Annotated in this window: 9 protein-coding genes and 1 pseudogene; 4 read left to right on the top strand and 6 right to left on the bottom strand. The window is 67.3% G+C overall.

Annotated elements, in window-relative coordinates; genetic code table 11:
* Positions 1–14: 14 nt before the first annotated feature.
* The 6 genes and pseudogenes from KGA66_RS31130 to KGA66_RS19615 all read right to left on the bottom strand — a co-directional run.
* A pseudogene (locus tag KGA66_RS31130) lies at positions 15–116 on the bottom strand (LLM class F420-dependent oxidoreductase); the annotation flags it as partial.
* A 167-nt stretch (positions 117–283) separates the two neighbouring features.
* Positions 284–1,144: a class I SAM-dependent methyltransferase gene (locus tag KGA66_RS19635; RefSeq protein ID WP_211469629.1), complete on the bottom strand. Its 861-nt coding sequence runs from the start codon at positions 1,142–1,144 to the stop codon at positions 284–286.
* 32 nt (positions 1,145–1,176) lie between these two features.
* Positions 1,177–2,280 (bottom strand): hypothetical protein, encoded by a 1,104-nt coding sequence (locus tag KGA66_RS19630; RefSeq protein ID WP_211469628.1) that lies wholly within the window; start codon positions 2,278–2,280, stop codon positions 1,177–1,179.
* A 293-nt stretch (positions 2,281–2,573) separates the two neighbouring features.
* The gene (locus KGA66_RS19625; protein WP_211469627.1) at positions 2,574–3,536 is read right to left on the bottom strand and encodes a phospholipase D-like domain-containing protein; all 963 of its coding nucleotides are present in this window, start codon (positions 3,534–3,536) and stop codon (positions 2,574–2,576) included.
* A 232-nt stretch (positions 3,537–3,768) separates the two neighbouring features.
* Positions 3,769–4,719, bottom strand: coding sequence for an alpha/beta fold hydrolase (locus KGA66_RS19620; protein WP_246508130.1), 951 nt, complete (start codon positions 4,717–4,719; stop codon positions 3,769–3,771).
* A 148-nt stretch (positions 4,720–4,867) separates the two neighbouring features.
* On the bottom strand, positions 4,868–5,497 hold the full coding sequence (locus tag KGA66_RS19615) for a hypothetical protein (protein ID WP_211469625.1): 630 nt from the start codon (positions 5,495–5,497) through the stop codon (positions 4,868–4,870).
* Positions 5,498–5,807: 310 nt separating this feature from the next.
* On the opposite strand from KGA66_RS19615, the gene KGA66_RS19610 reads away from it, so the two are divergent.
* The 4 genes from KGA66_RS19610 to KGA66_RS19595 all read left to right on the top strand — a co-directional run.
* Positions 5,808–7,901, top strand: coding sequence for an N-6 DNA methylase (locus KGA66_RS19610; RefSeq protein ID WP_211469624.1), 2,094 nt, complete (start codon positions 5,808–5,810; stop codon positions 7,899–7,901).
* Between the two features lie 144 nt (positions 7,902–8,045).
* Complete coding sequence (locus tag KGA66_RS19605; RefSeq protein WP_211469623.1) at positions 8,046–10,058, top strand: type I restriction-modification system subunit M; 2,013 nt, start codon at positions 8,046–8,048, stop codon at positions 10,056–10,058.
* Between the two features lie 8 nt (positions 10,059–10,066).
* Positions 10,067–11,305, top strand: coding sequence for a restriction endonuclease subunit S (locus tag KGA66_RS19600; RefSeq protein ID WP_211469622.1), 1,239 nt, complete (start codon positions 10,067–10,069; stop codon positions 11,303–11,305).
* On the top strand, positions 11,302–12,044 hold a 743-nt coding region (locus KGA66_RS19595), incomplete at its 3' end, for a type I restriction endonuclease (RefSeq protein ID WP_211469621.1). The genes KGA66_RS19600 and KGA66_RS19595, both read left to right, overlap by 4 nt.

Raw genomic sequence — 12,044 nt, 5'->3', positions numbered from 1 at the left:
GCTCACGCACTTGTCTACAGCTCACGCAGTGCGGGCAGCAGTTTCTTCTCGACCCAGTCCAGGAATGGCTGCCGGTGCCGGCCGCCGACCTGCACGAGCGCGACCTCGGTGAAACCCGGTCGGCGTCGTAGCCGATACGCACCATGCACGCCGCGTAACCCGGCCCGCGGCGACGAAACGCTGGTCCGGCCGGCCCCAACCGGCCGGCCGGCGCTGATCACTCCCGGCTGCGCCCAGTCCCGCCGATCTGGCCCGGTGCGGCCCCGCTACTGCCGGACGCCGGCTACTGCCTGACGGCCGTGTGGACGCCGTAGCGCCAGACCTCCGGGTGCTTGTACATCTCGCGCGCGCTCATCGCGTTGACGACCTTGTACGTCAACCCGGTGACCCGGCCGCACCAGTAGGGGAACTTGCCGATCAGGTTGAAAGCGCGCAGCATCGGCATCATGTTCGCGGTCACGTCCACCGACCGCTCGACGTGAAATGCCTGGCCGGCGAGCATTTCGTCCAGCGTGCCGTGGTAGAGCCGGAGCCATGCCGGCATCGCCGCCTCATCGCAGACCCGCCGTAGCGCCGCGTTCGCGGCGGCGGAGACCTGTTCCTCCGGGGTGCGGGAATACTCGAACATCACCAGGCGTCCGCCCGGCTTGAGGACACGGTAGAACTCGCCGAGCGCCGCCTCCGGGTCTGCGGCGTGCACGAAGGTCTCCATCGTGTACACGCCGTCGAACGACGCGTCCGGGAATTCGAGTCGGTGATAATCGCCCCGTTGGAAACGGGTGCGTTCACCGAGTCCCGCGCGGGCGGTGCGCCGGGAGGCTTCCCGCAGGTTGAATTCCAGGATGTCGATCCCGGTCACGTCGAGGCCGTGCCGGTCGGCCAGGGCGCGCGCCACGTTGCCCACTCCGCATCCGGCGTCCAGCACTCTGCTGCCGGGCGCGAGCGCCAGCCGCCGCGCGAGCAGGTCTTCCATCCGGCGCATCGCCGCTTTGAACCGCCACATGGACCACACGGACGCGCCGGGCTCGTAGTAGCCGAAGTGTTTGGTGCCGCCGAGCAGGACGCGGTATCCGATACGGGACTCGCCGCGGTCGTAGTAACCGCGGACCTTCGTCAAATTCGTGTCCCGCGAAAGCTGCAACACTCGCCTACACCTCTCCGAAATGCTTCGATTACTTACTGTAGCAAAAAGGCGACTATCGAGCCGACGACGGCCGCCACGTATTGCACGACCAGCGCCGTGCCGTACGGGAGTCCTGGGGCGCCGGCCACCGATCCGTACACCGTGAGCACGGCGTCGAGGTCGCTATCCTGTTTCACCGTGGCGGGCAGGGCGGCCGCCTGCCCCTCGGCCAACAGCAGCCTGCCGTCGGCCGCCAGTTCGTCGAGCACCCGCAGCCGGTATCTGCGCACTATCGCGTAGATCGACAGTTGGCTGGCGACCGCGACCCACAGGCTGAGCGTGACCAGCCAGAGGTAGAGGTAGGGCAGCAGCCGCCCGAACAGCGGATCGTCGAAGACCGCCCCGGGCACGGTCACCGCGAACGCCGCCAGCGCCAGGAAGACCGCAGGGAAGGCGTACCCCTCCGACAGCGTCCTGATTCCGGCGGTGCGCGCGGGGTCGTTCCAGCGCAGGCGCAGTTCGCGGGTGGATCGCAGCCGGATCACCAGCAGCGGCGGCACGATCAGCCAGTAGCTGACGTTGCCCAGCAGCATCAGCGACCAGGTGGCGTTGACCAGGAGCAGCAAGCCGGTCGCGGATGACAGCCATCGATCATCGGCCAGGCCGAACCCGATCCAGGGCATCAGGGCGAAGGCCAGCGGGAGGCTCGCCTGGTACCGGTGCCGCAACGCGGTCGTGATCATCCGGACCAGGTCGTCCCGATTGCCGCACGGTTCCAGCAACTCGTCGAGCGTGTGCGCTCGCAGCAGGGCGTATTTCCAGGACAGCACGGCCGCCGCGAACATCCCACCGTTGATCGTGCCGAGGAGGATGAGCAGGCCGGCGTTGTCCGCGGTGAAGGAGGGCGCCGCGCCGGCCGCGAGCACGACGATGGTCAGCAGCCCGGGACCGTAGGCGGATCCGAGCCAGCGCGCCCAGGTCTGCCATCGGCCGATGGCGATATCGGTGACCTCGGTGCGCCCGCGGGGCAGCCACACGGTGTAGACCTCGCGGAAACCGAGGCGCCAGGCCTGGGTGAATCCGCACCATGGCTGTCCGGTGTCGGGCGTGCCTTGAACTTCCGGTGGCGTGCGCGACCCGGGCATGTGGCCTGACATCGCAGCCCCTCCCGCATGGCCACCGCTTCGCGTTGTCCCTTATGCCTTCTCCCGTCATTCAGCATGCCACAGACGATCGTCGATGTCTGCGATACCAGCGGTTTCGGCGCCGAGCCGACGCCGACTGGCCGGCTGGCCGGCTGGCTCGGTATTGCGGCAGCGCGATGGCGGGCGTGGGAGGACGACCGTGCCCCCGCCCCGCCGGATGGGTTTCGACAGGACAGGGGCACAGTGGTCCGCGGTGAGAACGGGGCGGCGGTTCAGAACGGATCCGCGGTTAAACGCGCCGGCGGTTAGAACGGGGTCGCGCCGCTGAAGTCGGCGGCGATCGTGGATTCGACCCGGTTGAGCACGCCGGAGTCCGACACGATGACGCCCAGCTCGCGGTTCTGGTTCAGGGAGGTGTCGGAGAAGTTCTCCGATCCCTCGAACGCCTTCGCCGCGGAGGTGCCGTAGTCGGCGACGATCGCCTTGGCGTGGATGTAGAGCGCCGCGTTGGAGCCGTAGTAGCTCAGATGCACTCCGGCGTTCTTGAGCTGCTTGTAGGTGCTGGTCCAGGACCGGTTGTACTCGGTGATGTAGTCGACGCGCACCCCGCGCTTGGCCGCGTTCTCCACAGCGGCGATCATCGTGGTGGAGGAGACCTCGAGCTCTTCGATGTCCAGCGTCCTGGTGGCCGAGTTGACCAGGTCGAGCAGGTGGGTCTGCGAGTCGGTGGGCGACCAGACCAGGTCGGTGCCGTCGCTCGGGGTGATCGCGGTGCCGGTGTAGTCGGCGTTGAAGACCTGCTCGACGGCCGCGACGTCGCCCGGGTCGGTGTCGGTCACGGCGTAGTCGCGGTCGGACGAGTAGTAGGTGGCGTCCAGGTTTCCGCTGGCTATGTAGACCGAGGCGCCGTCGACCACGATCGACTTCTCGTGCGTGTAGTAGTACGTCGAGGAGGACCAGACGGTCGGCACGCCGTGCGAGTTCAGGAAGGTGTAAGCCGGGCCGTTCTTGGTGCTCTGCCTGCCGTCCAGGATCACCCGGACCGCGACGCCGCGGGCGGCCGCGTTCGCCAGGTCCTGCTCGGCCGTCGTGTCGTTGAGCTCGTACATCGTCATGTCAAGGCTCTTGGTCGCCGAGTTGATGAGGGCGTAGACCGGGGCGTGGGTGTCGTCCGGGTAGACGATCTGGGTGAGCGTCCCGGTGGCGGAGGCGGTTTCCGACACGAGAAGTGGCAGGACGCACGCGGCGGTGAGCGTGAACCCAACCATCGACGTGCGGCGAAGCGACGAGCGGATCACTGCGGTCTCCAGTCCGATCGTTTCATGGGCTACCGACAGTTCGATTTCAGCGCTCGTACCCGAACGCGGCCAGGCGCGCCGAGTGAACGCCACGGGATCGTTACCCGAACGAATCAGAGGGCTGTAAGGCTCGGTGATGGAGTCCTCTCGTCATCTACGACGAGGTCCGAGCTTGGCGCGCGCCGGTCGGGTGGCTACGTCACTACTGGCCGACCGCCCGCGCGGCGAGTTCTTCCACGGCTGCGGTGACCGCTGCCGGGCTGCTGACCGGGGTCAGGTGTCGTGCGGACGGGATGAGCGTCGGCGCGGGCGCGCCGATCCGCGCGGCGGTTCCGGCCGCGGCGCCGGGGTCGTATTCGGGGTCGTCAGCGCCGAAGACGACGGCTTTCGGCACGCGGGAGAGCGCCGCGAGCCGGCCGAGTTGCGTGGTCGAGAGGGACGGGATGCCCGCGCCCAGCACTTGCGGGATGGCCCGTTCGGCGCCCGGGACCTGGAGCGGGCGGCGCCACTGCTCGACGCCGGCGGACGTGAGCGCAGGGCACTGATTCCCGCATGTCAGGCTGTAGATCAGCCGGATCGCGGTGTCTGATCGCAGCACGAGGCGTAGCAGGGTCGTGCGGTACGGGTTGACGATGGAGGGCGGGTGGCCGCCGCCGGAGAGCGGCAGCCCGTCGCCGTCGAGGAACATCACGGCGCCGACGCGGTCGGGGGCCGCGAGGGCGGCTGCGGCCACGACCGCGGCCCCGCTGGAGTGCCCGACCAGTACGGGCCGGGTCAGGTGCAGGGCCGCGACGAAGTCCAGCAGTTGCGTGGTCAGGTGAGCGGTCGTGTATGGGGCGACGCGTTCGGTGTATCCGAAGCCGTCGAGGTCGATCGCGTAGACCCGGTGGTCGGCGGCGAGGAGGCGCGCGGTCGGCGCCCACGTGTCGGCGGATTCGATGAAGCCGTGCACGAGGACGATCGGGCTTCCGTGTGTGCCCCATTGGATGTATCTGGTGTTGATGTCGCCGGTCCGCACGTAGGTCAGGCCGGGCGGCGGTGGGACGGTCCCCTGGGTCGCGAGGTTGTAGACGAGACTGAAGGCGCTCAGTGCCGCGAGGTCGATCGCGAGTGCGATGGCCCATTGGCGTGCCCATCGGCGCAGCCTTCCCATGTCGCGGATCATGTCATGCGACGGGTTGCCGGGTCGCGGCGGGTCGGTCGGCCGGCGCCGTCCGTCGCTGCGGGTCGATCATTGCCGGGGTGTCATTGCCGGCCGGTCACTGCTGATCGGTCACTGCTGATCGGTCCCTGCTGATCGGTCACTGCCCGCTGTCGCCGTCGGTGACGGTCACGGTCCAGGAGCATTCCGAGTTGATTTCGAGGTAGTGCGTGCCGCTGTCGCCGTGCTCGTAGGTGGTGTCGCTGCCCTTTTCGTCGAGGGCGTTCACGGGCGTGTCGCTCAGGGAGCCGTCGGTGTACGTGTAGATCTGGAAATTGCCTTGGCTGCCGAAGGAAGCGCAGTTGAAGGTGTAGGCGATCGACCAGTCGTCGCCGGTGCTGAAGGTTTTGGTGGTCTTGGTGCCTTCGCCCTTCACGGTGAGCGCGACGTGTTTCGCGGGGGCGACGGGCGCGGCCGGCGCGCTGGTGCTGGCGGCGGCGGCCGGGCTGGTGCTCGTGTCGGTCGCGCCCGTCGCGGCTGTGGCGGTGGCTGTGGTCCCGGCGGCGGTCGCCGTGCTGGTGTCTGCCGGCAGCGCGGTGATGGGTGGGGCGTTCTTGACTCCGCCGACCAGGGACGCGATGCCGCCGATGATCAGCAGCGCGATCAGGCCGAAGCATCCGAGGCCGCCGATCCGCAGCGCGCGGCGCTTCTTGCGCGGCGGCTGCGGCGGCTGCGGCGCGGCGGTGTACGGGAACTGAAACTGCTGCGGGTTCTGCGGACGCTCGTCCATGGTTCTCGTTCTCCTCGAAGCTGTATCTGAGCCTTGTGGAACGCGGATGCGTGTTCACACGGGCGCCTGTGGGTGCCGGGGACTCTGCGGACTGCGCGCCGGTCAGCGCCCGCGAACCGTTCACACGGCAGCGCGGGTCAACGCGGGGCAATCGGGTCGTCAGAGCCAGTATCAGGACTCCCGTGAACATCGACGAGTCATGACTATCCCTGGTTTTGTGAACACTGTCAACGCGGTTCACTAAGATCACGATTGCGTCGCGGCGCGCGCCTGTGTACGGTTGGTCGCGATCGGTCCGAAGGAGGCTGGGATGCTGGATGAGGCGGACACGCCCCTGGTGACGAGCGCCGAGATCGCGCGTCTTGCCGGGGTCGGCCGGGCGGCGGTGTCGAATTGGCGGCGGCGCTATCCGGATTTCCCGAAGCCGGTCGGCGGCCCGGCCAGTAGCCCGACTTTCGCGCTCGCGGAGGTGGAGAAGTGGCTGGCGGACACGGGCAAGGGCGAGCAGTTGCGCACGGCCGGTGTAACCGCGACCGGCACGCAGCGCCTCGACCGGGCGGGGCAGCTCGCGGTCCGGTTCGCTCGGCAGGCCCTGGCGTCGAGCGACGACTCTGCCGGGACTGATGACTCGGTCGCCGGCGCACGGTTCGTCGCCGATCTCGGCGCTCAGTCCGGTGGTACTCAGTCCGGTGCCGCTCAATCCGGTGGCGTTGAAGGGCGCGGTGACGGCGTTGAGGTGAGAGACGACGCCGGCGCGTTGCGGATCGGGCTGAGTTTCGGCGCGCACGCGCCTTCGCTCGCCGCGGTGCGGGATCGGCGGGCGTTGCGTGTGCAGCGGGAGCGGCGCGCTGTTTTCGCGGCGATGCTCGCCGCGCTGCTTCCGGAGGCGACGGCCGGCACGGTGGTCGACCCGGCTTGTGGAAGCGGTGATCTGCTCGCGGCGGCCGGGGCGCGATTCGGTGACGCGGTGCAGCTCGCCGGGCAGGGTGTCGACGTGGATGCGGCGCGCCGCGCGTCGGTTCGTCTGGCCGCTGAAGCCGCACAGCTCTCGCACGCGTCACAGCTCTCGCACGGCTCGCAGTTCCCACAGCTCTCGCATCTTGACCGCACGATGATCCGCGCTGGTGATTCGCTGACCGGGGACGCCTTGCGGGCGTATCGCGGCCGTGCGGCGGCAGTGCTCTGCGAACCGCCGCTCGATCAGCCGGTGTGGCCTGCGGATGAGCTGGCGACGGATGCGCGCTGGGTGTTCGGTTTGCCCGCGCCGCGCGACGCGGAGTTGGCGTGGGTGCAGCACTGTTACGCGTTGCTGCGGCCGGACGCGACTGCGGTTGTCGCGGTGTCGCCGCGCACTTGTGTTCAGCCGAGCGGCCGCGCGATCCGGGCCGCGATGCTGCGGGCTGGGGCGTTGCGCGCGGTCATCGCGTTGCCGGCGAAGGCGGCCGGGCGTGGCGCTGTCGACGCGGGCGACTTCGGCGGCGGCACGGACGCGGTTCTCTGGGTTCTGCGACGTCCGTACGGTGAGCCGGACCGCACGGTCGCGATGATCGATCTGGCTGATGTCGATCTGCTGGAGTTGCCTGCCGAGCCTGCGGCGTGGCGGGCGGTGCTCGCGGATCCGGCGCGGTGCCGGGAGGTGCCTGCGATCGAGTTGCTGGATGAGGATGTGGCGCTGCTCGCGTCGCGGTTCGTCGAGCGAACGGACCGCGATCTGGCGGCGGCGTATATTCGGGCGGCGCAGCAGTTGCCGACGCTGCTGGAGCGTCTGGCCGCCGGCTTACCGCGACTGCAACCCGGCTCGCCCGGCCAGAAAACGAACCAGAGCAAGAGCCAGCTGGGCGTGGCATCGGCTCCGCTGCCGGATTTGCGCGCGACGACGACGACGCTTCACGAGCTTGAGCGCGCCGGGGCGCTGCGCATCCATCCGCGTGCTTTCACGCCGCGCGCCGGGGACGTGCTCGTGCACGCGGGTAAGCGGCCACCGACCGTGGCGACGGATCGCGCGAACAGCAACGGGACCGGCGTCGGAAGCGGCCTCGCGAGCGCGGCCAGGAAGGCGAGCGAGAGCAGGAGCGGTCTCGGTAACGAGGCCGACGAGCGCACGGTCACGAACGTGATCGAGATCGTTGACAGCCGGCTTGATCCGTACTTCCTCGCGGCTTTCCTGCACGCCGACGCGGTGAGCATCCCGAGCGCGAACACGTCAGGTTCGCTGAGCCGGGACGACCTGCGACGCTGCCGCATTCCGCGCCTGCCGATCGCGCAGCAGCGCCGATACGGGAAGGCGTTCCGGTCGCTGGCGGAACTGGAATCCGTGTTGCGCACCGCGACCGAGGTGAGCGGGCACGTCGTGCGCACGGCGCTGGAGGGGCTGACGTCCGGCGCGCTGGCGCCTCCCGACTGAACTGCTGAACGCCGACTGCGCTGGTGAACGACCGGCCGCGTTGACCGAAGTTCCGGTCGCCGAGCCCTGCGAAGTGAAAAACTGCTGTTGCACTACCCGACGAGACGAGTGTGAGCCGTGTCCGAAGTTCAGCAAGGCGCCTCAATGTTCAGCGCACCGCAATCCCCGACCACGCAGCCACAGAGCACGCAGACGCACCGCAAGCTCGCGGACTTCATCTGGTCGGTCGCGGACCTGCTGCGCGGGGATTACAAGCGGCACGAGTACGGGCAGGTCATCCTGCCGTTGACGGTGCTGCGTCGGCTCGACTGCGTGATGGCGCCGACGCGGGAAGCGGTCCGTGCGCGGGATGCGGCGCTGCAACTGGAGAACAAGGACCAGATCTTGCGGATGGCCGCGAAGCTGCCGTTCTACAACAGGTCGCGTCAGGACTTTTCGACGATCGGCAACGACTCGGCGACGGCGAAGAAGAACCTGATCGACTACATCAACGGCTTCTCGGAGAACGTCAAGGAGATCCTGGACGCGTACAAGTTCAGCCAGGAGGTCACGCGCCTGCACGACTCCGGGTTGCTTTACCTGGTGGTGCGGAAGTTCACGGACATCGACCTCGGCCCGGATGCAGTGGACAGTCACGGCATGGGCTACCTGTTCGAGGAGCTGATCCGGAAGTTCGCGGAAGACTCGAACGAGACCGCAGGTGAGCACTTCACCCCGCGCGAGGTGATCAAGCTGATGGTCAATCTGCTGATCGCGCCGGATGAGGAGGAGGTCAAGGGCGCGAAGGTCATCAACATCCTCGACCCGGCGTGCGGTACCGGCGGGATGCTGACGACGGCCGAGGACCACCTCAAGAGCATCAACCCACATGCCGAGGTGTACCTCTTCGGGCAGGAGCTCAACGCGGAGTCGTGGGCGATCTGCCGCTCGGACATGCTGCTGAGGGCGCAGGGCGACCACGAGGGCGAGATCGCGTTCGGTAACTCGTTCAGTGACGATAGGCACGGCGGCCGCACCTTCGACTACATGCTCGCGAATCCTCCGTTCGGTGTGGAGTGGAAGAAGGTCAAGGACGCGGTCGAGCGGGAGGCGGCGCGCGGTCACGCCGGGCGCTTCGGTGCAGGAACGCCGCGCATCAACGACGGTTCGTTCCTCTTCCTCCAGCACATGATCAGCAAGATGCAGCCGGTGGAGCGCGGCGGCTCGCGGCTCGCGATCGTGTTCAACGGCTCGCCGCTGTTCACGGGCGCGGCCGAGTCGGGCGAGTCGAACATCAGAAGATGGATTCTGGAGTTCGACTGGCTTGAGGGCATCGTCGCGCTGCCGGACCAGTTGTTCTACAACACGGGGATCTCGACGTACTTCTGGATCCTGTCGAACCGGAAGCGCAAGGAGTTGAAGGGCCGCGTCATTTTGCTGGACGCGCGGGATCAGTGGGCGAAGATGCGCAAGAGCCTCGGGGACAAGCGCAAGGAGATCACCGAGGCGCAGATCGCGGACATCACGCGGTTGTATGCGGATGCGGTGACGGCGGCGAGTGACCCGGAGCATCCGGGGCATAGCAAGGTGAAGGTGTTCCGGACGCGGGACTTCGGCTACCAGCGGATCACGGTCGAGCGGCCGCTGAAGCTGCGGTACGAGGTGAGCGAGGACACGCTGGCGGCGCTCGGGGAGGCGAAGGCGCTGGCGAAGTTCGATGCGCGCGGGGAACTGGTGGAGGCGTTCAAGCCGTTGTTGGGGACGGTTTGGTGGACGCGTAAGGACGCGAAGAACGCGCTGCACGCGGCGGCTGCGGAGGCGGGGATCGCGTGGCCGGCGAGTGCGGCACTGGAGAAGGGATTGTGGGGCGCGATCGCGATCTCGGACCCGGGTGGTGAGGTGCAGATGGTGAAGGGTGCGCCGGTGCCTGACGCGGATCTGCGGGACTTCGAGAACGTGCCGCTGGATGAGGACGTTGACGAGTACGTCGCGAGAGAAGTGCTGCCGCACGTGCCGGATGCGTGGGTGGACAAGGAGAAGACGAAGATCGGGTACGAGATCCCGTTCACGCGGCACTTCTACGTGTACACGCCCCCGAGACCCTTGGCTGAGATCGATGCCGAGTTGAAGGACCTTGAGGCCCAGATTCAGGCTCTCCTCGGCGAGGTGACCGGATGAGACGCCAAATGAACCTGCGTGGTGCAGCGGAGGTCGTCATTGGACGTCAGCGGGCACCGCAACACGACTATGGGCCGCATATGGTTCGATATCTGCGCGCTGCCAACGTTAAGGACGGAACGCTCGACCTTGGCGACGTGAAGGAGATGAATTTCTCGCCCACAGAGCAGCAGATCTTCGCGCTCGAACACGGTGACGTTCTAGTGACTGAGGGCAGCGGAAGCCTGTCGTCAGTAGGGGCGGCGGCAGTCTGGCGCGGCGAACTTTCGGGCACTGTGTGCTTTCAGAACACACTGCTTCGCTTGCGCCCACGTGCAGGTGTCGCAGGCCGGTTCCTCGGCTGGTGGGCACGGTCCGCATTCGGCAACGGCGAGTTTGCCTCGATCGCGAGTGGTGCGAATATCTACCACTTGAGCGCTGACCGAGTCCGGGCGCTGCCCATTTCCATCCCCCCGGTTGACGAGCAGCGCCGTATCGCCGACTTCCTTGACGCCGAGACGACACGAATTGACTCATTGCGGGACCTCAATCTCAAAGCTCGGCGCCTACTCGATGAACGAGAGTCAGCGTACCTAGACTCGCGTTTCGATGAGCTAGTTGCTTCGTCTGGAATCACCCCGCTTCGCCGGCTGGTTACCAGTATGGAACAGGGATCAAGCCCGCAATGCGAAAGTTATCCCGCGGAAGTCGGTGAATGGGGAGTTCTCAAGGTCAGCTGCATCCGACCTGGCAGGTTCTTCCCAGACGAGAATAAGCGACTCCCTGCCTCTGAGCCTGTTGACAGAGCACTCGAAGTACGAGAAGGCGATCTCCTAATCACGCGCGCCAACACGCCGGATCTTGTTGGATCAACCACTGTCGTGCCCGAGATCAGAAGTCGCCTGCTGCTATGTGACAAGATCTTCCGGGTTAAGCTCGCTGAGTCCGTCGACCCGAATTACATTGCAGCCGTCGCGCGCTGGAGCCGCGTGCGCGATCTCTGCTCCGCGTCGTCCAACGGCGCATCCCAATCGATGGCGAACATCCGCTTCGAGGAGGTCAAGAACTGGCCGATTCCACGCCTCGACGTCAAAGCACAACGCGAGTTAGTTGTCGACGTTGCCGCGATCGCGAAGCAGACTGATGCCCTCAAGGAAGCCCTTGCTCGCCAGCTCGCGCTTTTGGCGGAGCGGAGGCAGGCGCTGATCACCGCCGCAGTCACCGGGCAGATCGACGTAACCACCGCGCGGGGAGCCGACCTCTCATGACCACACCCGCGTCCCACCCGCAGCCCTACGCCGAATCAGCCTTCGAATCGGCTATCGAGACCGATCTCCTCGCCTCCGGCTGGCACCGCTACGGCGGCACCTACGATGCCGCCCTTGCGCTCGACACCTCCGAAGTCGCCACCTTCGTCGGCACGACCCAAAACGACGCCTGGGAACGACTCCGCTCCTCCTACGGCGGCGATCGGAACACCACCCAACGCGAGTTCAACAAGCGTCTCGCGCGCGAGATCGACCAACGCGGCGCACTCGACGTCCTACGTCACGGCGTCAAAGACCGAGGCGTCACCATCGACCTCGCGTACTTCCGCCCCGGCCACACCCTCGCCGCGAACGCGCTCGACGAGTACCACGCCAACCGGCTCACCGTCGCCCGGCAACTGCACTACTCCCCCCGCGACCCGTCGAAATCCCTCGACCTCACCCTGTTCCTCAACGGCATCCCCATCGCCACCGTCGAACTGAAATCCCCCCTCACCGCGCAGCGCTGGACCGTCGAAGACGCCAAGCGGCAATACCGCGAAGACCGCGACCCGAACGAACTCCTCTTCGCCCGCCGCGCCCTCGTGCACTTCGCCGTAGACCCCGACCTCGTGTTCCTCACCACCCGCCTCGCCGGACCCAGAACCCGCTTCCTGCCCTTCAACGTCGGCTCGCACGGCCCCGGCCAATCCGGCGGCGCCGGAAACCCGCCCGCCGGAAACCCCGCGTCCCCGACCCC

The sequence above is a fragment of the Actinocrinis puniceicyclus genome, from assembly GCF_018283645.1.
GTDB classification, from domain to species: domain Bacteria; phylum Actinomycetota; class Actinomycetes; order Streptomycetales; family Catenulisporaceae; genus Actinocrinis; species Actinocrinis puniceicyclus.
The sequence above is the reverse complement of the archived record's forward strand: the minus strand, read 5'-3'. Positions and strand labels throughout refer to the sequence as shown.

Bases quoted from the DNA above. Each gene is read 5' to 3' on its own strand.
- KGA66_RS19630 (WP_211469628.1), bottom strand. From the start codon at position 2,280: ATGTCAGGCCACATGCCCGGGTCGCGCACGCCACCGGAAGTTCAAGGC.
- KGA66_RS19615 (WP_211469625.1), bottom strand. From the start codon at position 5,497: ATGGACGAGCGTCCGCAGAACCCGCAGCAGTTTCAGTTCCCGTACACC.
- KGA66_RS19620 (WP_246508130.1), bottom strand. From the start codon at position 4,719: ATGGGAAGGCTGCGCCGATGGGCACGCCAATGGGCCATCGCACTCGCG.
- KGA66_RS19610 (WP_211469624.1), top strand. From the start codon at position 5,808: ATGCTGGATGAGGCGGACACGCCCCTGGTGACGAGCGCCGAGATCGCG.
- KGA66_RS19605 (WP_211469623.1), top strand. From the start codon at position 8,046: ATGTTCAGCGCACCGCAATCCCCGACCACGCAGCCACAGAGCACGCAG.
- KGA66_RS19625 (WP_211469627.1), bottom strand. From the start codon at position 3,536: ATGGTTGGGTTCACGCTCACCGCCGCGTGCGTCCTGCCACTTCTCGTG.
- KGA66_RS19600 (WP_211469622.1), top strand. From the start codon at position 10,067: ATGAACCTGCGTGGTGCAGCGGAGGTCGTCATTGGACGTCAGCGGGCA.